This window comes from Yinghuangia aomiensis (genome assembly GCF_039542225.1).
GTDB lineage: Bacteria > Actinomycetota > Actinomycetes > Streptomycetales > Streptomycetaceae > Yinghuangia > Yinghuangia aomiensis.
Genome location: NZ_BAABHS010000003.1, coordinates 238,949 through 259,653, shown reverse-complemented (window position 1 = coordinate 259,653; position 20,705 = coordinate 238,949). Strand labels below are relative to the sequence as shown.

General features: G+C 70.5%; 22 protein-coding genes and 1 tRNA gene. 10 read left to right on the top strand and 13 right to left on the bottom strand.

Translation table 11 applies throughout. The annotated features are described in order from the left end of the window. Positions 1-2 precede the first annotated feature (2 nt). Entirely contained in the window at positions 3-1,286 is a 1,284-nt protein-coding gene (locus ABEA93_RS05575) for a citrate synthase (RefSeq protein WP_345674145.1), read from the bottom strand. 122 nt (positions 1,287-1,408) lie between these two features. Between ABEA93_RS05575 and ABEA93_RS05570 the strand changes: the two genes are divergently transcribed. Beyond that, positions 1,409-2,656, top strand: a complete 1,248-nt coding sequence (locus tag ABEA93_RS05570; protein ID WP_345674144.1) for a citrate synthase — start codon at positions 1,409-1,411, stop codon at positions 2,654-2,656. 10 nt (positions 2,657-2,666) lie between these two features. Here the strand turns inward: ABEA93_RS05570 and ABEA93_RS05565 are convergent, their stop codons facing one another. The 3 genes from ABEA93_RS05565 to clpB all read right to left on the bottom strand — a co-directional run bounded on the left by ABEA93_RS05565 (position 2,667) and on the right by clpB (position 5,880). Further along, positions 2,667-2,915 carry a type II toxin-antitoxin system RelE family toxin gene (locus ABEA93_RS05565; RefSeq protein ID WP_345674143.1) on the bottom strand — a complete coding sequence of 83 codons (249 nt, stop codon included), beginning with the start codon at positions 2,913-2,915 and terminating at the stop codon, positions 2,667-2,669. Next, complete coding sequence (locus ABEA93_RS05560; RefSeq protein WP_345674142.1) at positions 2,912-3,169, bottom strand: type II toxin-antitoxin system Phd/YefM family antitoxin; 258 nt, start codon at positions 3,167-3,169, stop codon at positions 2,912-2,914. The genes ABEA93_RS05565 and ABEA93_RS05560 overlap by 4 nt, the downstream gene beginning before the upstream one ends. A gap of 98 nt (positions 3,170-3,267) precedes the next feature. Continuing rightward, the gene (clpB, locus tag ABEA93_RS05555) at positions 3,268-5,880 is read right to left on the bottom strand and encodes an ATP-dependent chaperone ClpB (RefSeq protein WP_345674141.1); all 2,613 of its coding nucleotides are present in this window, start codon (positions 5,878-5,880) and stop codon (positions 3,268-3,270) included. 177 nt (positions 5,881-6,057) lie between these two features. Here clpB and ABEA93_RS05550 point away from each other — a divergent pair, with 177 nt between their 5' ends. Further along, entirely contained in the window at positions 6,058-6,495 is a 438-nt protein-coding gene (locus ABEA93_RS05550; protein ID WP_345674140.1) for a pyridoxamine 5'-phosphate oxidase family protein, read from the top strand. 102 nt (positions 6,496-6,597) lie between these two features. Further along, positions 6,598-6,930 (top strand): hypothetical protein, encoded by a 333-nt coding sequence (locus tag ABEA93_RS05545; RefSeq protein WP_345674139.1) that lies wholly within the window; start codon positions 6,598-6,600, stop codon positions 6,928-6,930. A 58-nt stretch (positions 6,931-6,988) separates the two neighbouring features. On the opposite strand, the gene ABEA93_RS05540 is transcribed toward ABEA93_RS05545, so the two are convergent. From ABEA93_RS05540 to dnaK, 4 genes are read right to left on the bottom strand one after another with little or no spacing between them, the layout of a single operon-like run. Beyond that, positions 6,989-7,480: a heat shock protein transcriptional repressor HspR gene (locus ABEA93_RS05540; RefSeq protein ID WP_345674138.1), complete on the bottom strand. Its 492-nt coding sequence runs from the start codon at positions 7,478-7,480 to the stop codon at positions 6,989-6,991. Position 7,481: 1 nt separating this feature from the next. Beyond that, a complete protein-coding gene (dnaJ, locus tag ABEA93_RS05535; protein WP_345674137.1) occupies positions 7,482-8,660 on the bottom strand; it encodes a molecular chaperone DnaJ in 1,179 nt (392 codons plus the stop codon). Positions 8,661-8,697: 37 nt separating this feature from the next. Further along, complete coding sequence (gene grpE, locus ABEA93_RS05530; RefSeq protein ID WP_345674136.1) at positions 8,698-9,321, bottom strand: nucleotide exchange factor GrpE; 624 nt, start codon at positions 9,319-9,321, stop codon at positions 8,698-8,700. Continuing rightward, a complete protein-coding gene (gene dnaK / locus ABEA93_RS05525; protein ID WP_345674135.1) occupies positions 9,318-11,171 on the bottom strand; it encodes a molecular chaperone DnaK in 1,854 nt (617 codons plus the stop codon). Before dnaK ends, grpE begins: the two co-directional genes overlap by 4 nt. Positions 11,172-11,614: 443 nt before the next feature. On the opposite strand from dnaK, the gene ABEA93_RS05520 reads away from it, so the two are divergent. The 3 genes from ABEA93_RS05520 (at position 11,615) to ABEA93_RS05510 (ending at position 15,969) form a co-directional block, all read left to right on the top strand. Continuing rightward, positions 11,615-13,876, top strand: coding sequence for a (Fe-S)-binding protein (locus tag ABEA93_RS05520; RefSeq protein ID WP_345674134.1), 2,262 nt, complete (start codon positions 11,615-11,617; stop codon positions 13,874-13,876). A 195-nt stretch (positions 13,877-14,071) separates the two neighbouring features. Further along, positions 14,072-15,127: a Yip1 family protein gene (locus ABEA93_RS05515; protein WP_345674133.1), complete on the top strand. Its 1,056-nt coding sequence runs from the start codon at positions 14,072-14,074 to the stop codon at positions 15,125-15,127. Between the two features lie 197 nt (positions 15,128-15,324). Next, positions 15,325-15,969, top strand: coding sequence for a bifunctional DNA primase/polymerase (locus tag ABEA93_RS05510; RefSeq protein ID WP_345674132.1), 645 nt, complete (start codon positions 15,325-15,327; stop codon positions 15,967-15,969). A gap of 242 nt (positions 15,970-16,211) precedes the next feature. Here ABEA93_RS05510 and ABEA93_RS05505 read toward each other — a convergent pair whose 3' ends face one another. After that, complete coding sequence (locus tag ABEA93_RS05505; protein WP_345674131.1) at positions 16,212-16,709, bottom strand: phosphoribosyltransferase; 498 nt, start codon at positions 16,707-16,709, stop codon at positions 16,212-16,214. Positions 16,710-16,766: 57 nt separating this feature from the next. Continuing rightward, a complete protein-coding gene (dcd, locus tag ABEA93_RS05500) occupies positions 16,767-17,342 on the bottom strand; it encodes a dCTP deaminase (protein WP_345674130.1) in 576 nt (191 codons plus the stop codon). A gap of 242 nt (positions 17,343-17,584) precedes the next feature. Here dcd and ABEA93_RS05495 point away from each other — a divergent pair. The 3 genes from ABEA93_RS05495 (at position 17,585) to ABEA93_RS05485 (ending at position 18,825) form a co-directional block, all read left to right on the top strand. Then, a tRNA-Gly gene (locus ABEA93_RS05495) sits at positions 17,585-17,658 on the top strand. Between the two features lie 412 nt (positions 17,659-18,070). Then, positions 18,071-18,436: a type II toxin-antitoxin system RelE/ParE family toxin gene (locus ABEA93_RS05490; protein WP_345674129.1), complete on the top strand. Its 366-nt coding sequence runs from the start codon at positions 18,071-18,073 to the stop codon at positions 18,434-18,436. A gap of 50 nt (positions 18,437-18,486) precedes the next feature. Continuing rightward, positions 18,487-18,825 (top strand): XRE family transcriptional regulator, encoded by a 339-nt coding sequence (locus ABEA93_RS05485; protein WP_345674128.1) that lies wholly within the window; start codon positions 18,487-18,489, stop codon positions 18,823-18,825. A gap of 102 nt (positions 18,826-18,927) precedes the next feature. Here the strand turns inward: ABEA93_RS05485 and ABEA93_RS05480 are convergent, their stop codons facing one another. Continuing rightward, positions 18,928-19,134 carry a hypothetical protein gene (locus ABEA93_RS05480; RefSeq protein ID WP_345674127.1) on the bottom strand — a complete coding sequence of 69 codons (207 nt, stop codon included), beginning with the start codon at positions 19,132-19,134 and terminating at the stop codon, positions 18,928-18,930. 110 nt (positions 19,135-19,244) lie between these two features. Beyond that, on the bottom strand, positions 19,245-19,610 hold the full coding sequence (locus ABEA93_RS05475) for a hypothetical protein (protein WP_345674126.1): 366 nt from the start codon (positions 19,608-19,610) through the stop codon (positions 19,245-19,247). A gap of 217 nt (positions 19,611-19,827) precedes the next feature. Between ABEA93_RS05475 and ABEA93_RS05470 the strand changes: the two genes are divergently transcribed. Beyond that, positions 19,828-20,268 carry a nucleoside deaminase gene (locus ABEA93_RS05470; protein ID WP_345674125.1) on the top strand — a complete coding sequence of 147 codons (441 nt, stop codon included), beginning with the start codon at positions 19,828-19,830 and terminating at the stop codon, positions 20,266-20,268. A gap of 27 nt (positions 20,269-20,295) precedes the next feature. Here ABEA93_RS05470 and ABEA93_RS05465 read toward each other — a convergent pair whose 3' ends face one another. Continuing rightward, positions 20,296-20,676 (bottom strand): hypothetical protein, encoded by a 381-nt coding sequence (locus ABEA93_RS05465; protein WP_345674124.1) that lies wholly within the window; start codon positions 20,674-20,676, stop codon positions 20,296-20,298. Positions 20,677-20,705: the final 29 nt, after the last annotated feature.

Here is a 20,705-nt window from a genome sequence, read left to right as displayed (position 1 = left end):
GGTCACATATCGGAGATGCGGCGTTCGCCCCTCCGCGTTACACCCCCGGCCCGGTTTTTCCGGCCCGGTTTTCCGGCGGTTCCCGGTCGGCGCACGGCCGGGACGGGCTGCGGCGCCGCCGGGCCGACGTACCGCGCGGACGGCCGGATGATCTTGCTGTCCGCGGCCTGCTCGAGCGCGTGTGCGGTCCACCCCACGACCCGGCTCGCCGCGAACGTCGGCGTGAACATCGTCCGCGGCAGCCCGCACAGCTCCATCACCACCCCCGCCCAGAACTCCACGTTGGTGTGCAGCTCCCGGCCCGGCTTGAGTTCCGCGAGCACGTCCACGACCTCGCGCTCGACCTGCGCCGCGAACTCCACCAGTTCACCGCCGAACCCGTACGCGATGCCGCGCAACATACGCGCCCGCGGATCCTCCGTGCGGTACACCGGGTGCCCGAAGCCCATGATCCGGTCGCCTGCTTGCACCCGTTCGGTCAACCAGGCGCGGGCCCGCTCCGGGCCGCCGATCGCGTCCAGGGTGTCCAACGCCCGGCTGGGTGCCCCGCCGTGCAGCGGCCCGGTCAGCGCGCCCAGCGCACCGGCCGCGCAGGACGCCAGGTCGGCGCCGGTGGAGGCGATGACCCGGCCGGTGAACGTCGACGCGTTGAAGCCGTGGTCGATCGTCGACACCAGGTACGCCTCGACCGCCCGCGCCCGCTTTGCATCCGGCTCGGCACCGGTCACCATGCGCAGGTAGTTGGCCGCGTAGCCGAGCGCGTCGCTCGGCTCGACCGGTTCCTCGCCCTGCTGGAGCCGGTGCAGCGCGGCGATCAGCGTGGGGACGACGGCGGCCAGCGCGAGCGCGTCGCGGGTGCGCCGCTCCGGCGCGGTGTCGTAGAGCGGCCGCATCCCGTACGCGCTGCCAATCAGCGGCAGCAGCGCCTTGACCCCGGCCAGCGGGCCGTCCGCGCGGGTCGCCTCGGCGACCGGCGCGAGCAGCGGGCGGACGGCGCCCGGGATCCGGCGCAGCGGCGCGGCTTCGCGGACGAACCGGTCGCGGGCCGCCGCGTCCGGCAGTTCCCCGTGCAGCATCAGGTGCCAGACGTCCTCGAAGCCGCACTGCTCGGCGAGGTCGACGGCGGAGTACTGGCGGTAGTGGTAGAAGCCTTCGCGGCCGCGGACGTCGCCGATCGCGGTGTCGGTGACGATCACGCCGGCGAGTCCGCGCGGCACGGCGACCGCGGTGTCGCGGCGCGGGCCGGAGTGCGGTGCGCCCTGGGCCGATCCTGCGGTGGCGGACATGGCGACCCCCTGGTTCGTTGCGACGCCACGGGTTGTGCGTCGGTCCTCCGACTCTTGTCCGATGGGATGGATGACGTCAATATTGATCAAATCAATGTGAGATCGAGGTTCGGGAGGATTCCGTGCCGGACGCCGCACCGCCCCGCCACCGGCTGACCGCCGAGGAGACCGCGCGGCGGCTGGGTGTGAAGGTCGAGACGGTCTACGCCTACGTCAGCCGCGGCCTGCTGGGGAGCGTCCGCGCGGCGGACGGCCGGACGAGCCTGTTCGCCCCGGACGATGTCGACGCGCTCGCCCGCCGCGCGGCCCGCGGCCGGCGCCGCGACGCGTCCGCCCGGACGTTCGGCGACGTCGCGACCGCGCTCACGCTGATCGACGACGACGAGCTCTACTACCGCGGGCTGCCGGTGTCGCGGCTGATCCGCGAGCACCGCTTCGAGGCGGTGGCGGTCTTCCTGTGGACGGAGTCCCTGGATGCCGACGCCCGGTTCGAGACCGACCCGGTCGCGGCGGCGGTCGCCCGCGCGGCGGTGTCCGCACTCCCGGCCCGCGCCCGGGTGATCGACCGGCTGCGTGTCGCGGTCGCGTCGGCCGCCGCCGCGGACCCGCTGCGGTACGGGACGGACCTCGAGGCCGTGACGGCGACGGGCGCGGGGATTCTGGCGGTGATGGTCGAGGCGCTGCCGGCGGCCGACGCCCCCGCGGCGGAGTCCGCCGGGGAACCGCCTTCGCTCGCCGCCCGGTTGTGGCCGCGGCTGACCGCGCGGCCGGCCACCGCCCCGGCGCTCGCCGCGCTGGACGCCGCGCTGATCCTCACCGCGGACCACGGGCTCGCGGCCTCCACCACCGCCGCCCGCATCGCGGCGTCGGTGCGGGCCGACCCGTATGCCGTGGTGCAGGCCGGGCTCGGTGCCGTCGACGGGCCGCACCACGGGCTGGCCAGCGCGCTGGCGTTCCGCGTGCTCGCCGAGGCGCACGCGTCCGGCGACCCGGTCGCGGCGGTGGCCGAGCGGCTGCGGGCGAGGATCCCCGTGCCGGGCTTCGGGCACGAAGCCGGCGTGTATCCGCACGGCGACGTGCGAGCCCGCGAACTTCTCCTGCTGCTGCGGGAGATCCCCGAGGCCCGGGACGTCCTGGACACCGTCGACGGGCTCACCCGCGCCGTGTCCCGCCGACCGGCCCTGCGTCCCAACGTCGATCTCGCGCTGGCCGCCCTGGCCCTGTCCTGCGGCATGCCCGCCGACGCGGGCGAAGCCGTCTTCGCCGTCGGCCGCACCGCGGGCTGGATCGCGCACGCGCTCGAAGAGTACGAAGCCCCGCCGCACCGCTTCCGCCCACGCGGCACGTATGTGGGACGGCGCCCGGCGTGAGTGGCCTACGTCAGCCCAACCGCCCGACGTGCAGGACCCGCACTGCTTTCGCCGCGTCGTCGATCTCGACCATCACGCGGTACCGCCCGATGCGGATCCGCAGCCGTGAGTCCGATCCGACACGTGTGGCGTCCGCCGACCACGGGTCGTCCGCGAAGAGGTCGAGCGTGTCCAGCACCGATCGCAGGCCACCGGCGTCGTCAAGGAACCTGGACGCCGCAGCCAACGCCTGCTCGTCCCATTCGAGGGCGTAGGTCACAACCCCAGCCGCCTTCGCACTTCGTCGTGCGGCAGGAAGGATGTTGTTCCCTCGGCACGACTCTTGTCGTGGTCCGCGACGGCGCGTGCCTCTTCGAGCTGGTACCGCAGCTCGGCCAAGTCGGCGGCATTGACGATCACCGCCGCAACGTGGCCGTGGTCGGTGATCACGGTCTCTTCGTGGCCGTGCGCCGCACGTCGGACCAACGTGCCGAACTGGGCGCGGGCTTCGGTAATCGTCAGTATCTCGGTCATGCATCAACTGTACACTTCTGAACCTTTCTCACAGCGAGTGCACAGAGAAGCGGTCGGGCCTGAGGCGTTTGCCTCACGGCCCCGACCGGTTCTTGGGGCTACAGCGTCTTCGCGGTCTTCTCCCGCTGCGGCGTGACCGTCAGCCGGTCGCTCGACTCGTCCAGGTCCACGACTACCGTGTCGCCGTCGGACACCTCGCCGGAGAGGAGTTCGCGGGCGAGGCGGTCGCCGATGGACGTCTGCACGAGGCGGCGCAGCGGGCGGGCGCCGTAGGCCGGGTCGTAGCCGGTCAGGGCGAGCCACTCGCGGGCGGCGTCGGTCACCGTGAGGCTGATCCGGCGGTCGGCCAGGCGGGCGCCGAGCCGGGCGACGGACAGGTCGACGATGTGCGCGAGTTCGCCGGTGCCGAGCGCGTCGAACACCACGATGTCGTCGAGCCGGTTGAGGAACTCCGGCTTGAACGCCATCCGCACGACGTCCATGACGCGCGCCTTCTGGTCGGCGGGTTCCAGCGTCTGGTCGACGAGGAACTGCGAGCCGAGGTTGGAGGTGAGGATCAGCACCGTGTTGCGGAAGTCGACGGTGCGGCCTTGGCCGTCGGTGAGGCGGCCGTCGTCGAGCACCTGGAGCAGGATGTCGAAGACCTCCGGGTGCGCCTTCTCCACCTCGTCCAGCAGGACGATCGTGTAGGGGCGGCGGCGCACGGCCTCGGTGAGCTGGCCGCCTTCCTCGTAGCCGACGTAGCCGGGAGGCGCGCCGACGAGGCGGGCGACCGAGTGCTTCTCGGCGTACTCGCTCATGTCGACGCGGACCATCGCGCGTTCGTCGTCGAACAGGAAGTCGGCGAGGGACTTGGCGAGTTCGGTCTTGCCGACGCCGGTCGGCCCGAGGAACAGGAACGAACCGGTCGGCCGGTCCGGGTCGGCGATGCCGGACCGGGCCCGGCGCACCGCGTCGGACACCGCCGCCACGGCCGACTTCTGGCCGATCAGGCGCTTGCCGATCTCGTCCTCCATGCGCAGCAGCTTGCCGCGTTCGCCTTCCAGGAGCCGCCCGGCGGGGATGCCCGTCCACGACGACACCACGTCCGCGACGTCGTCCGAGCCGACTTCCTCCTTGACCATCGACGCGGACGCCGCGGACTCCGCGGTGTGCGACGCGTCGGCGAGTTCGCGCTCCAGCTCCGGGATCCGCCCGTACATCAGCTTCGACGCGGACTCGAAATCGCCGTCGCGCTGGGCGCGTTCGGCTTCGCCCCGCAGGTCGTCGAGCTGCTTCTTCAGCTCGCCGACCTTGTTGAGCCCGGCCTTCTCCTGCTGCCAGCGCGCGGTCAGGCCGCTGAGCTGCTCCTGCCGGTCGGCGAGGTCGCGGCGGATCTTCTGCAGCCGCTCCTTGCTCGCCGGGTCGGACTCCTTGGCGAGCGCCAGCTCTTCCATGTGCAGGCGGTCGACGGAGCGCTGGAGCTCGTCGATCTCGACCGGGGACGAGTCGATCTCCATGCGCAGCCGGGACGCGGCCTCGTCGACCAGGTCGATCGCCTTGTCGGGGAGGAACCGCGCGGTGATGTACCGGTCCGACAGGGTGGCCGCCGCGACGAGGGCCGCGTCGGCGATCTGGACTTGGTGGTGGGCTTCGTAACGGCTCTTGAGGCCGCGGAGGATCGCGATGGTGTCCTCGACGCTCGGCTCGCCGACCAGCACCTGCTGGAACCGGCGCTCCAGCGCGGGGTCCTTCTCGATGTGCTTGCGGTACTCGTCGAGTGTGGTCGCGCCGACCAGGCGCAGCTCGCCGCGGGCCAGCATGGGCTTGAGCATGTTGCCCGCGTCCATCGCCGAATCGCCGGTCGCGCCCGCGCCGACGACGGTGTGCAGCTCGTCGATGAAGGTGACGACTTCGCCGTCGCTGTCCTTGATCTCGGTCAGCACGGCCTTGAGCCGCTCTTCGAACTCGCCGCGGTACTTCGCGCCGGCGACCATCGCGCCCAGGTCGAGGGCGATCAGCCGCTTGCCGCGCAGCGACTCGGGCACGTCGCCGGCCACGATGCGCCGCGCGAGGCCTTCCACGACGGCGGTCTTGCCGACGCCGGGTTCGCCGATCAGCACGGGGTTGTTCTTGGTGCGCCGGGACAGCACCTGGACGACGCGGCGGATCTCGGCGTCACGGCCGATCACCGGATCGAGCTTGCCGTCGCGGGCCTCCTGGGTCAGGTCGCGGCCGTACTTCTCCAGCGCCTGGTAGGTGCTCTCCGGGTCCTGCGAGGTCACCCGGGCGCTGCCGCGGACCTTGGTGAACGCGTCGAGGAGCGCCTGCGGCCCGGCGCCGTGCGCCTTGAGCAGGTCGGCCATCGCGCCGCCGGACTCGGCGACCCCGACGAGCAGGTGCTCGGTGGAGACGTACGCGTCGCCGAGCGCGTCGGCGCGGCTCCCGGCGTCCTCCAGCGCGGCCAGCGTCTCGCGGGCGAGCTGGGGCGCGGACACGGTCGAGCCCTGGGCGCGCGGCAGCCGGTCGAGCGCCCGGTCGGCCTCGGCCTTCACCCGGGCCGCGTCGACGCCGAGCGCGGCGAGCAGCGGCACCGCGGTGCCTTCGGGTTGTTCGAGCAGGGCCGCGAGCAGATGCGCGGGCTCCACCTGGGGGTGCCCGGACACCGCCGCCTTGCGGACCGCCGTGGACAGGCTTTCCGCGGCCTTCGTGGTGAGCTTGTTGGCATCCATGTGCGCGACGCGACTCCTTTGCTGACGACGACGGGTTTGCGTTGCTGCCTGGAACAACGCCGGCCAAAGTTGAGTGTATTCCGCTCAACTTTCTGGAGGGAGAGAATCACGGCCCGATTTTCCGGCGCCGACGACCCCCGCGGCGGCCGCCCGGCACGCCCCGGTTACCGTCGCCGCATGACCACCGCCGCGACCGCCCCCGCCGGAATCGACCAGGCTTCCGAGGCGCCCGACGTCTCCGAGGCCTACGCGGCCTTCTGGCGCGAGTACCACCTGTGCACGCTGACCACACTCCGCCCGGACGGCACCCCGCACGTCGTCCCGGTCGGCGCGACCTACGACGCGGAGACCGGCATCGCCCGGGTCATCACCAGCCGCACCAGCCGCAAAGCCCGCAACGTCGCCGCCGCCAGCCCGGCCGGCGCCCGGGTCGCCGTCTGCCAGGTCGACCGCGCCCGCTGGGCGACCCTCGAGGGCATCGCCGTGGTCGTCGACGACCCGGCCGCGGTCGCCGACGCCGAACGCCGCTACACCGAGCGCTACCGCACGCCGCGCGCCAACCCCGACCGGGTGGTCATCGAGATCCGGGTGACGCGCACGCTCGGCCGCGGCTGAGCACCCGCCGCCGGGCGGCACCGGGCCTCCCGGCAACCGCCCCCGCGGCGTACAGTCGCTCCGGTCCGGCGCACGGCGGCACACTCGGACGGGAGACCGGCAATGGCGTGGTGGAAACGCGGCACGGACACCGACCCGACGGCGGTCCCCGCCAGGCGGGCCTCCGCGGAACCCGCGGCCTCGTCCCCCGAATCCCCGGAACCCCCGGAAACCCCCGGGTTCGACCTCGTCCGCCGCGGCTACGACCGCGACCAAGTCGACGCCCGCATCGCCGAGGTCCGACGCGCCCTGGCCGGAGGCCGGTTCACCGTCGACACCGCGCAACTGCGGGCCGACGGCGCGGCCAACGGCCTCGCCATCGTGCGACGCGGCTACGACCGCACCCAAGTCGACACCTGGTTCGCGGACGCCGCCGACCGGCTCGACACCCGCTGAGACCCGGAGTTCCCCGGCAGCCCCGCACGCCGCCCCCGCAGCGACGCGCGCCACCGGTTCAGTCCCCGCGGCCCCGCTTCGGGCGCCACACCACCAGCGCGGTGCCCTGCGGCTGCACCCGCACCAGGTCGCGCCGGTAGGACGCGTGCACCGCGGCCTCCCGCTGCGCCTGCACCGTGCCCGCCTCGGCGACCTGCGCCTCCAGCTCGACGACACGCATGCGCAACGCCTCGACGTGGTTCTCCAGTTCGAGGATGCGCTTGATACCCGCGAGGTTGATGCCCTCCTCCTGGGAGAGCCGCTGCACCTCGCGCAACTGCACGATGTCGCGGGCGGAGTAACGCCGCCCGCGACCGGCCGCCCGGTCCGGCGAGACCAAGCCGAGCCGGTCGTATTGGCGAAGCGTCTGCGGGTGCAGACCGGACAGCTGGGCGGCGACCGAGATCACGTAGACCGGCGTGACATCGTTCAGCTCGTACGGCCCGCCGGGCCCGAGCCCGCCGCGGCCGCCCGGAACTCCGCCCCGCGGCCCCCCTCCGTCCGCTCTCATGTCACGCTCCCTTCGCGGCTTCCATCAACTTCGCGCGCGGGTCCTCCGTCGACGTGGCGACCCGGTAGGCCTCCAACGCCTCCAGCGCCTTCGCGTCGAGGTCCTGCGGAACCAGCACCTCGACCGTGACCAGCAGGTCGCCCCGGGTGCCGTCCTTGCGGGCCGCACCGCGGCCCCGGACCCGCAGCGTCGCTCCGTTCTTGGTACCCGCCGGCAGCTTGAGCGTCACCGGCGCGCCGCCGAGCGTCGGCACCGTCACCTCGGCACCCAGCACCGCCTCGGGGAACGAAACCGGAGCCGTCACCGTCAGGTTGTCGCCCTTCCGGCCGAACACCGGATGCGGACGCACATGCACGACCACGTACAAGTCGCCCGCGGGCCCGCCTCGTTCACCCGGCGCACCCTTTCCCTTGAGCCGGATCCGCTGCCCGTCCTGCACGCCGGCCGGCACCCGCACCTGCATGGTGCGCGCGCTCTTGGCCCGCCCACTGCCGTGGCACACGATGCACGGGTCGTCGACGATCAGGCCGCGGCCCTTGCAGTCCCGGCACGGCTCGGAGAACGCGAACCCGCCCTGGTTGCGGCTGGTCTGCCCGGTGCCGCTGCACGTCGGACACGTCCGCGGCATCGTCCCGGCCGCCGCGCCGGTCCCGTTGCAGTGCCGGCACGCCTCCGAACTCGTCAGCCGGATCGGCACCGTCGCGCCGTCCACCGCATCCGAGAAATTCAGCGTGACCTCGGACTCGACGTCCTGGCCGCGCCGCGGCGGCTGCTGCCGCGCACCCGTCCGGCCGCCGCCGAACAGACCGCCGAACAAGTCGCCGATACCGCCCGCCCCCGCGCCCCCGGCGCCCTGCCCGGCGGCACCGCCGCCGAACAGGTCGCCCAGGTCGAACGGGAAGTTGCCGGCCCCGGCCCCGCCCGGCGGACGGAACCCTCCGTTGCCGAACAAGGCGCGGGCCTCGTCGTACTCCTTGCGCCGCTTCTCGTCGGCGAGCACGTCGTAGGCCTCGGAGATCTCCTTGAACCGCTCCTCCGCCTTGACGTCCCCCTTGTTCGCGTCGGGGTGGTACTCGCGGGCGAGCTTGCGGTACGCCTTCTTGATCTCCGCGGCGCCGGCGTCCTTGGGGACGCCGAGAACCTTGTAGAAGTCCTTCTCCAGGTAGTCCTTCGTACTCACGGCGCCCCGCCTCCCTTCGTGATGTCCAGCCCCGTGCTCAGCCGTTGTCCGCTTCGCCCGCCGGCGCGTCCGCCGGGTCCGCCGGCTCGGCCACCGCCACGCGCGCGGGCCGGATGACCCGCTCGCGGAACTGGTAGCCGGGCTGCAGGATCTCGACGCACGTCGGCTCGGTGACGTCCGGCGCGTAGCTGTGCAGCAGCGCCTCGTGGACCACCGGGTCGAACGGCTCGCCCTTCTTGCCGAAGCTCTGCAGGCCCATCTTCGCGACGACCGACTCGAGCGACTCGGCCACCGATTTGAACCCGCCGGACAGCTCGCCGTGGTCGCGCGCCCGGCCGATGTCGTCGAGCACCGGCAGCAGCTCGGTCAGCACCTTGACCACGGCCTGCTCGCCCACGGCCTGCCGGTCGCGGTCCACCCGCTTGCGGTAGTTCGCGTACTCCGCCTGCAGGCGCTGCAGGTCGAGCGTCCGCTCGGCCACCTGCGCACGAGCCTCCGCCAGATCGGCCGACCCGCCGCCGGCCTGCTCCGCGGCGGGACCGCCCTCGCGGGCGGCCCCGTCCTGCGCGGAAGCGCCGCGCACCTCACCGGTCTCGGGATCGATGCGCCGTTTGTCGCGGATCACCGGCTCCTCGGGGAAGCCGTGCGTCCCCTCCGTCACGCAGCACCACCCTCACGCTTGTCCTCGTCAACGATCTCGGCGTCGACGACATCATCGTCGGCGGCACCCGCAGTGTTACCCGCGGAAGCCCCCGGCGCACCCGGCTCGCCCGGCTGCGCGCCCGCGTACATCGCGGAACCCAGCTTCTGGCTCGTCGTGGCGACCTTCTCCGCGGCGTCGCGGATCTGCGCGATGTCCTCGCCCTTGAGCGCGTCCTTCAGCTCGACCAGGGTGGCCTCGACCTCGGACTTGACGTCGCCCGGCACCTTGTCGCCGCTGTCCTTGAGGAACTTCTCCGTCGTGTAGACGAGCTGCTCCGCCTGGTTGCGGGTCTCGGCGTCCTCGCGGCGCTTCTTGTCGTCCTCGGCGTGCTCCTCGGCCTCGCGCATCATGCGGGAGATATCGTCCTTCGGCAGGCCCGAGCCGCCGGTGATGGTCATCGACTGCTCCTTGCCCGTCCCGAGGTCCTTGGCGGACACGTGGACGATGCCGTTCGCGTCGATGTCGAACGTGACCTCGATCTGCGGGACGCCGCGCGGCGCCGGCGGCAGACCGGTCAGCTCGAACATGCCGAGCTTCTTGTTGTAGTTCGCGATCTCGCGCTCGCCCTGGAAGACCTGGATCTGCACGGACGGCTGGTTGTCGTCGGCCGTCGTGAAGATCTCCGAGCGCTTCGTCGGGATCGTCGTGTTCCGCTCGATCAGCTTCGTCATGATGCCGCCCTTGGTCTCGATACCGAGGGACAGCGGGGTGACGTCGAGCAGCAGGACGTCCTTGACCTCGCCCTTGAGCACACCGGCCTGGAGCGCGGCGCCGATAGCGACGACCTCGTCCGGGTTCACGCCCTTGTTGGGGTCCTTGCCGCCGGTCAGCTCGCGCACGATGTCCGCGACGGCCGGCATACGGGTCGAACCGCCGACGAGGACGACGTGGTGGATCTCCGACAGCTGGATGCCGGCGTCCTTGATGACGTTGTGGAACGGCACCTTCACCCGGTCCAGCAGGTCCTGCGTCAGCTGCTGGAACTGCGCGCGGGTCAGCTTCTCGTCCAGGTGCAGCGGGCCCTCGGCCGACGCGGTGATGTACGGCAGGTTGATGCTGGTCTCGCTCGAGCTGGACAGCTCGATCTTGGCCTTCTCCGCCGACTCGCGCAGACGCTGCAGCGCCATCTTGTCCTTGGCCAGGTCCACGCCGTGCGCGTTCTTGAACTGCGCGACGAGGTGGTCGACGATCCGCTGGTCCCAGTCGTCGCCGCCGAGGTGGTTGTCGCCGTTGGTGGCCTTCACCTCGACCACGCCGTCGCCGATCTCCAGGAGCGACACGTCGAAGGTGCCGCCGCCGAGGTCGAACACGAGGATGGTCTGCTCGTCGCCCTTGTCGAGGCCGTACGCCAGCGCGGCGGCGGTCGGCTCGTTGACGATGCGGAGCACGTTGAGGCCCGCGATCTCGCCGGCTTCCTTGGTCGCCTGGCGCTCGGCGTCGTTGAAGTACGCCGGGACGGTGATCACCGCGTCGGTGACCTTCTCGCCCAGGTACGCCTCGGCGTCGCGCTTCAGCTTCTGCAGGATGCGGGCGCTGATCTCCTGCGGCGTGTACTTCTTGTCGTCGATCTGGACGGTCCAGTCCGTACCGATGTGCCGCTTGACCGAACGGATCGTCCGGTCGACGTTGGTGACGGCCTGGCGCTTGGCGACCTCGCCGACGAGCACCTCGCCGTTCTTCGCGAAGGCCACCACGGACGGTGTGGTCCGGGACCCCTCCGCGTTGGTGATGACGGTCGATTCGCCGCCTTCGAGAACGCTGACGACAGAGTTCGTCGTACCGAGGTCGATTCCGACCGCACGTGCCATGTTGGGGTCCTCCGGGGGTATTCCGAGTCACGGGTACTAGCAGGGTTGAGCGATACGCACTCAAGGATGAACGACCGGTTCAACGGCGTCAAACCGCTTGAGTATTCCCGACTCAACTTTACTGCTCGGGTCGGCCGCAGGAGGGACAACCGGGAGAGTGGCGCGCGGTGCGGTGCGAAGGCAACTCGCGGCGCGGTGTAAGAGTGAGGGAGAACGCAGTCCCAATAGAGGGGGTCCGTCGAGAGAAGGGCACCGGGCCTGGCAGCATGTCGACAGGAAAACTGACGGATCGTCACATCAGCGGTGCACCGCAACCCGGGCGCCGTGACAGAGATCATCCGTTCAGCGGATAAGTTACTTGTCGGTAAGATCCCTGCACGGCCGTACGCTGACGGCCGATACACGCCCCGGAAGGGACGTCCCACCGGAGGAGCAGAACCGCGATGCAGCTCGCCGCCATCGTCATAGCGCTGGTCATCAGCGTGGTCGGCTTCGCCCTGCTCGGGCGCGCCGCCGTGTACATCTATCAGTACGCCAGACTCGGGCAACCGGTTCCCGGCCGCACCGGCCCCGCCGGCAAGCGCCTGGCCAACATGCTGACCGAGATCCTCGGCCACACCCGGATGCTCAAGTGGGGCATCGTCGGCGCGGCCCACTGGTTCGTCATGGTCGGGTTCGGGGCCCTGGTCCTCACCCTCGTCACCGCGTACGGCCAGCTCTTCGACGCCGAATTCGCCATCCCCTTCATCGGGCACTGGGTCGTCTGGAACGTCGTCGAGGAAGTCCTCGGCTTCATGACCGTCCTGGCCATCCTCGTCCTCATCGGCATCCGCCAGGCCAGCCACCCGCGCCTGGCCGGCCGCAAGTCGCGGTTCGCGGGCTCCACGTTCTGGCAGGCGTACTTCGTCGAAGGCGTCGTGCTCGGAGTCGGCATCTGCATCATGCTGCTGCGCGGGCTCGAAGGCGCGCTGCGCGGCATCGACTCGTGGGACGCGCACTACCTGGTCTCGTACCCGCTGATCAAGGCGTTCGACGGGCTGTCGGTCGACACGCTCGAGACGCTCGTGTACACGGTCGCGCTGGTCAAGATCGTCATCTCGATGGCGTGGGCCACCACCATCGGCGTCAACCCGTCGATGGGTGTGGCGTGGCACCGGTTCACCGCGTTCTTCAACATCTACTTCAAGCGCGAGGCGAGCGGCGCCGTCGCTCTCGGCCCGCTGCAGCCGATGACCTCCGGCGGTCAGCCGATCGACTTCGAGGACCCCAAGGACGACGACATCTTCGGCGTCGGCCAGGTCGAGCACTTCTCCTGGAAGGGCCTCCTCGACTTCGCCACCTGCACCGAGTGCGGCCGCTGCCAGTCGCAGTGCCCCGCCTGGAACACCGGCAAGCCGCTGTCCCCGAAGCTGCTCATCATGTCGCTCCGCGAACACGCGTTCGCGAAGGCGCCGTACCTCCTGGCCGGCGGCGGCAAGGACCTCGGCGGCGACGAGAAGGGCAGCGCCGACCAGCTCGCGAAGGTCCCGGCCGCGGCACTCGCCGAGGCCGAGCGCCCGCTGATCGGCAGCGCCGAAGACGGCGGCATCATCGACCCGGACGTCCTGTGGTCGTGCACGACGTGCGGTGCGTGCGTCGAGCAGTGCCCGGTCGACATCGAGCACGTCGACCACATCGTCGACATGCGGCGCTACCAGGTGCTGATCGAGTCGGCGTTCCCGTCCGAGGCCGCCACGATGCTCAAGGGCCTGGAGAACAAGGGCAACCCGTGGGGCCTCGCGCCCAAGGCGCGCCTCGACTGGGTCAAGGAACTCAAGAAGTCCACCGGCATCCAGGTCCCGATCATGGGCGAGGACATCGACCCGGCCGAGGTCGAGTACCTGTACTGGGTCGGCTGCGCGGGCGCCCTGGAAGACCGGGCCAAGAAGACGACGAAGGCCTTCGCCGAGCTGCTGCACATCGCGGACGTGAAGTTCGCGATCCTCGGCAAGGAGGAGTCCTGCACCGGCGACTCCGCGCGCCGTCTGGGCAACGAGTTCCTGTTCCAGATGCTCGGGGCGCAGAACGTCGCGACGCTGAACATGGCGTTCGGCGAGGACGACGAGGACGAGGCCACGAAGCTTCCGGCGTCGAAGAAGCGGATCGTGACGACCTGTCCGCACTGCTTCAACACGATCGCCAACGAGTACCCGCAGCTCGGCGGGCACTTCGAGGTCATCCACCACACGCAGCTGCTGCAGCACCTGGTGGACGAAGGGAAGCTCGTGCCGGTGGGCCCGGTCGAGGGGCTCATCACGTACCACGACCCGTGCTACCTCGGTCGGCACAACAAGATCTACTCGCCGCCGCGCGAGATCATCGCCAAGGTGCCCGGGCTCCGGAACGAGGAGATGCACCGGCACAAGGAGCGCGGCTTCTGCTGCGGCGCCGGCGGTGCGCGCATGTGGATGGAAGAGCGCATCGGGAAGCGCATCAACAACGAGCGTGTCGACGAGGCGCTGTCGCTCGACCCGGACATCGTGTCCACGGCGTGCCCGTTCTGTCTCGTGATGCTGTCGGACTCGGTGACGGGCAAGAAGCAGACCGGGCAGGCGAAGGAGTCCACGCAGGTCGTGGATGTGTCGCAGCTGCTGCTGCAGTCGGTGAAGGTGCCGGAGATGGCCGGCGGCCCGGCGGTGGAGGCGGCCGAGGTGCCGGCGGAGTAGACCCGCGGTTGCCTGCTTGACGGATGTGTCGGCGGCGGTGGTCCGGAAATCCGGGCCACCGCCGCTTGGCGTCGGGTGGGTGGTCGGGAGGTGGCTGCCGGTGGCGGGTCCGCCGGGCTGCCGCCGATCCGTTCGCGGCAATACGCCAGTCCTACGGCGACACCGGCCGCCGTGCGACCCGGTACCGTCAAGGGTGTGAGCGGCGACTACTACGGCGGCCGCCCGGACGGGGGCGGCTACCCCGGCGGGGGCGGCGGGTACCCGGGCGGATACCCGGGTGAGCAGTATGGGCAACAGGGGCAGGACCCGTACCGGCAGCAGCCGGGCGACGGGGCGCCTTACGGCGGGCCGCAGCACGGGGGGCAGCAGTACGGCGGGCCCCAGCACGGCGGACCGCAGCAAGGCGGACCGCCGCACGGCGGGCAGCAGGGGTACGGGGCTCAGCAGGGGGGTTATCCCGGCGGGCAAGGCGGCCAGGGCGGGCAGAGCGGGCAAGGCGGGCAGCAGGGGTCGCAAGGCGACGGCGCCTACCCCGGCGGGCCGCTGTCGCTGCCGGACGAGACCAGCCTGTACATCTACGGCCAAGTGCCGGACGGGTACACGCAGATGACCCCGCAGGCCGGCCAGCCCGGCAGCGGACAGAGCAGCACGGTGTACCGGGGCGGCCAGCCGTACCAGCCGGCGCCGCCGGTGTACGCGCCGCCCGCGCGGCGGCTCACCTGGCAGGAAGTCCTGCAGGGGCTGATCAGCAGGCCGATGGCGACGCTGGACGCCGCGCGCGACCAGGCGTTCTGGTGGTCCGCGCTGGCGATCGCGGCCATCGGCGGAATGCTCGCCATGGTCGCCAACGACAAGGCACGCGACCAGGTCCTGACGTCGACGCTCAGCACCAGCGTGCCCGCGCTGCTGATGACGGCGCTGCTCGTGCCCGCGTTCTGCGCGGTGCTCGGGTGGGTGTCGAACATGCTCGCGCAGACGTTCGGCGGGAACGGGGAAGCCGGGCCGTTCATCACGCTGGCGATGCTCGTGACGTGGCTGACCGATGCGCCGCGGCTCGTGGTCGCGCTGTTCGCGCGCGACGGAAGCCCGCTGGTGGTCGGGGTCGGGCTACTGTCGTTCGTGCTCACCACGTGGCTGCTCGCCGCGACGGCCCGGAGCGTGCACGAGCTGCCGTGGCCGCGCGCGTTCGGGGCGGTGTCGGTGCAGCTGATCGCGTTGCTGCTGGTGCTGAAGCTGCCGATCGCGGGGTAAGCCAAGGTCCGGTGGTGTGACGGCGGCCCCCGCCGCGAACCGGACCACCACCGGACCACCCGGTCCGCAAGCGGTCCCACACGGCCCTCGGATGGATCTTCCCGCCACCAAGCCCCACGCGGTTTCGTGGAGTACACGGGGACAGCACACCACCGAGGCCGGCGCCGGGAAAGGCGCCCGCGCTTAAAGGACCTCTCATGCTCCTGCGGACCCGCACCCGGACGGCTCTCCAAGCCGCCGCCCTGTTCTACGCGACCGACCGCGGCTGGCCGGTCCTCCGCGGCGCGTACGTCGACGACGACGGCTGCTCGTGCCGGTCCCCCCATTGCCCCGCGCCGGGCGCGCACCCCGCCGATCCGGCGGGGCCCGGCGCGGCCAGCCGGTCCGCGGACGTGGTCCGCGCCTGGTGGAGCCGCCGCCCGTACACGGTGCTCCTCGCCACCGGCCACGAGTTCGACGTCCTGGACACCCCGGCGCCGGTCGGGTACGCGGCGATCCGCGACCTCGACGAACTCGGCTTCCCCCCGGGCCCGGTGGTGCACCTGCCCTCCGACCGGCTGCTGTTCCTGGTCCGCCCCGGCGCACGCGACGTGTACTGGTACACGGTGGACCACAACGACGCCGCCCGCCTCGACATCCGGCACCACGGCTCCGGCCACGTCGTCCCGGCCCCCTCGGGCCCCGGGGCGGCCGGCCCGGAACCGCGGTGGGCCATCGCGCCGGACCCCGCCGACCGGCGGCTCCCCGAAGCGGTCGACCTGCTGGGAACGCTGGTCCGGGCCTGCCTGCACGGCAGAGCGCCGGCGTTCCCGCTGTGCCCGCGGGAGGAGGTGAGTGGTTGACGGAACCCTCCCCACCCGCCCGGGAGTCCGCCCCCGCGGCCGCCCGCCCGGCCTCGCCGCCGGGGCTCCCCGGAGCGGAATGAGCGTTGACCGGCCCTGCCTCCCGAGGCCGCCGACGCGGAACGCCGAAGCCCCGCCTGCCCGGTATTGGGCGGGCGGGGTTTGAGGTGTCGGGGGGTGTGGGTGTTGCGTTGGGGAGGCGTTGCGCGGGCCCTCGTAGGCCTGGCCTTACGCCTCGGGTCTCATGCGTCGAGGATCTGGCCCTCGCGGCTCACCACCGGGGGCAGTACCGACCAAGGAAAGTTGATCCAGTCCTCGGTGTACTTCCACACGTACTCGCACTTCACCGACGACTGCGGCTTCTCGTAGATCACCGCACAGCGCACGTCGGCGACCGCGCCTTCGCAGAAGTCGCGCACCAGCTTCAGGGTCTTGCCGGTGTCCGCAACGTCGTCCGCGACGAGGACCTTCTTGTCCGTGAAGTCGATGATGTTCGGCACCGGAGCGAGCATGATCGGCATCTCGAGCGTGGTGCCGACGCCGGTGTAGAACTCCACGTTCACCAAGTGCAGGTTCTTGCAGTCGAGCGCGTACGCCAGCGCCCCGGCCGCGAACACCCCGCCGCGGGCGATGGACAGGATGATGTCCGGCTCGTAACCGTCCTCGGCGACCTTCTCGGCCAGCTCGCGGGTGGCGTCCCCGAGCAGCTCCCAGGTGAGGTTCTCGCGCACGTCGGTCATGTCGGGGTGGCCTAACTAGGTGATCGGGACGAGGTGATCGGGCGGGGTCTGCGGGACTCAGATCTTCGAACGGTGGAAGTTCTGGAACGACCGCGACGCCGTCGGACCGCGCTGGCCCTGGTACCGCGAGCCGTACACGGACGAACCGTACGGGAACTCGGACGGCGAGGAGAGCCGGAACAGGCACAGCTGCCCGATCTTCATCCCCGGCCACAACTTGATCGGCAACGTGGCGACGTTCGACAGTTCCAGCGTCACATGCCCGGAGAACCCCGGGTCGATGAACCCGGCCGTCGAGTGCGTCAGCAGCCCCAGCCGCCCCAGCGAACTCTTCCCCTCGAGCCGGCTGGCCACGTCGTCCGGCAGCGTGATGACCTCGTACGTCGACGCCAGCACGAACTCACCCGGGTGCAGGATGAACGGCTCATCCCCCTCGGGCTCCACCAGCCGGGTCAGATCCGGCTGTTCCACCGCAGGGTCGATGTGCGGGTAGCGGTGGTTCTCGAAAACCCTGAAGAACCGGTCAAGCCGGACGTCGACACTCGACGGCTGGACCATCTCCGGCTCAAACGGGTCGATCCCCACCCGACCGGCGTCGATCTCCGCGCGAATATCCTTGTCCGAAAGCAGCACGCAAAGAGGGTAGTCGCCCCAGCCGATACACCCAAACGGGACTCCCCGGGCGGGCCGCCTTCGCCACCCGCCTCACCACCCACGAGCCACCCCGGCAGGCTCGCCAACCGGCTCACCGACCCCGTCACTCCACCCACCTGCCGCGGCAACCCCACCCCCGCCGACGCCGCAAACCTTGCTGCACCCACTCTCCCGAATCAGGTACAGTGACACCGTCGCTCCCCTAGGGGACCAGCGACAATGCGGGTGTAGTTTAATGGTAGAACATGAGCTTCCCAAGCTCAGAGCGCGAGTTCGATTCTCGTCACCCGCTCCAGACTGAAGGCCCAGGTCAACGACCCGGGCCTTTGTTGTTGTCTAGACCTCTCTAGGCATCCGTGCCCTAGGCGTGCCAGAACGTCCCGACTTCGCGGACTGCGCGCCGACTCCCTTCGCCGCTTGGCGCCGGACCACCGACTCGGCAACGGCGTTCGCGGCAGGTACTGAGCAACCTGCGTCCCCGATGTGGACCCGCACGTCATCAGCGCCGCCCCGGGCCGTGAGGGACACACCTGTGTCAAACACCAAGTCGCTCAAGCACGCACATGGCGCTTCACACACGGGGCACGGCCTCCTGGTGCCGAGCGGAATCGAAGGACGCTGCCGCGACTCAACACCCTCAAGCGGCATCCAAAAATAACCCATGCACTGTATAGTGCAGGTGTTGTATACCGAGACGAGGGTGGCCGATGGCCTGGCGGATCATCGTGTTGGAGCCCGCGCTGTCCTGGTTACGCGAGCTTCGCAAGACCGACAGATCAACAGCGCAACAAGTAGGCGCCGCTTTGACGGTGCTGGCAGAGGAGGGGCCTGGCCTCGGTCGGCCGTTGGTCGATACGGTCCGCGGATCCTCGCTGGGGCATCTCAAGGAGTTACGCCCGGGGTCGTCCGGGGCAAGTGAGGTGCGGCTGCTGTTCATTTTTGATCCGGACCGCAACGCGGTGGTGCTCGTAGCCGGGGACAAGTCCGGGCAATGGAGCGCCTGGTACGACAAGGCGATTCCCGTGGCCGAACAGGCATATGAGGCACACCTGAAGGCACGTGAGGAACAGTGAGCACCGTCGGCTCGCAGCGATACAACGCTCATCGGGAAAGGATGGGAACCATGCGTGATACCTCCGACACGCCCCCCCAGGGCGCATCCTGGGACGACCTGCGCAACGAGCTCTTCGATGTCGAGGACCAAGTGGAGATCGAGCGGCGCGCGGAGCATCTGCGGGCCGAGGTGCGCGCGTACCGACTCGCCGAAGTCCGCAAGCGTCAGCACACCACACAGGTGGAACTCGCCCAGCGAATGGGCGTGTCCCAAGCGCGAGTGTCCGACATCGAGCGTGGGCAGCTCACTCGCAGCGAGGTAGACACGCTGGCGTCTTATGTCGCGGCGCTGGGCGGCAAGTTGAAGATCGTTGCAGACTTCGGAGACGAGACCTTGGTCCTCGGCTGAGAGGTCGTCGGCAACCGCTCCGTGCGGCACTACACACTTGGCCGATTCACTGTCGATGCCACATTTCTGAGCACCGCAAAGGCCCGCTCGCGTCCACGAGCATCACGACCCGAAGCACCCAACCGCCATCAGCTGCCGCCGCCCGCCGCGGCGCCAACAACAGCCGCTCTCTCCCAGCTCGGGCGTCGGGTCCAGCAGAGGCCCCATCCCGTCGGCGATGCCCACTTCGTACTCGCCGACTCCGCCCTTGATGCTGAGCACCTGGAGCGCTTCTCCCGCCGGCCCAGGCTGCATCCAACGATTGCTCATGACGGGGTCTTGGGCGCGGAGCGGCGACTCCGCCCGCCAGAAGCCTGGATCGGGTGTCGTACCGTACGTGTCCGCACTACGGGGCCGGGTGGAGCCCCCGGAGCGCGAACTCAGTCCTCGCGGTCCTCTGGCTGCAGGCGTTGCAGGACAGAGGTGTACTCGCCGGTCTCCACCAGATGATCGACGACGCGCACCATGGCGGGAATGCCGGGCTCGCGCACGATCAGCCCGTCCGAGGCCCAGAAGTAACCGCCGTCCAAACACTCGCCGCTCCCGCGCCGACGCTCCAAGAGGCGGCCGACCTCGTCGTGCGTGAAGACAGTGCCGGACCACCGCTCGCCGTCGTCACGGATCACCCACATGTCGACGTTGCAGACCTCGTCCAGAGCTTCACCGGCGCCCGGGACGAAACGGATCTCATAGCCGTTACGGCGTGCCAGGTAGAACGCGCCATCCCACTCGCCGACTCCCGTCATTGCGTTCCCTCGATCGATGCATCAGGCCACGCCGGAAGCGTGCCACCTGTTGCCGATACCCCAGCCCGACTGCCGTGCGTCATGGTCAGACTCGCCGCATCGTCATTCGTCCGCCATTTCACATATTTTTCCTTTGGTGCGACGGCAGATGTCCATCTGCCGCATGGTCTTGCGCTCGGAGCCGGGCCGGGCCTGACGTGGCTGGCATCATGAGCGCATGGATCCGGAGGCGATGTTGGCGCTGGCGGTGGATGAGGCGCGGGCGGGGCTGGCGGGTGGGGGGATTCCGATCGGGGCTGTGCTGATCGGGCCGGAGGGGGATGTCTGGGGGCGGGGGCACAATCGGCGTGTGCAGGACGGGGATCCGTCCGCGCATGCGGAGACGGCCGCGTTTCGGGATGCCGGGCGCAGGCGTTCGTATGCCGGCAGCACGATGGTGACGACGCTGTCGCCGTGCTGGTTCTGCAGCGGCTTGGTTCGTCAGTTCGGGATCGGCTCGGTGGTCGTCGGGGAAGCGCGCACCTTCGTCGGCGGGCACGAGTGGTTGGCCGAGAACGGGGTCGCCGTGACGCTCCTCGACGATCAGGCGTGCGTGGCGATGATGGCCGCGTTTATTGCGGACCGGCCCGAGCTGTGGCTTGAGGACATCGGGGAGTAGTCCCCGCACGCTGCTGGTTTCGTCCGGTCACGTCGGGATCCACGACGGCCACCACGGGGGGATGTTGCCGAGGCAGATGGGGTCGGGGTACGCCTCGGGGGTGCCTTGCCAGGCGAACAGTTCCACGCCGAAGACCAGAACTGCGGCCGTGCCGGCGGCGAGGGCAAGCAGTTGCCGTCCTCGGGTCTCGCCCGCGAGTGCGGCGTGGATGATCACGAACATCGCGGTGTTGGCGACCCATAGACAGGGCAGCTCGAGCAGCAACGCGAGCGAATTGGCGGCGTCGTTGACACCGACGCTGCAGGCCGACCACGCCCTGGCGAGCAGGTAGGTCAGCGCGACCGCTCCGACGCCGCCGACCAGGATTCCTGGTGCGACGGCGCCTCTGAGTCTGCGCGCGATTGACACAGTTGCCCCCACCTCGTCGGCCACCGGTT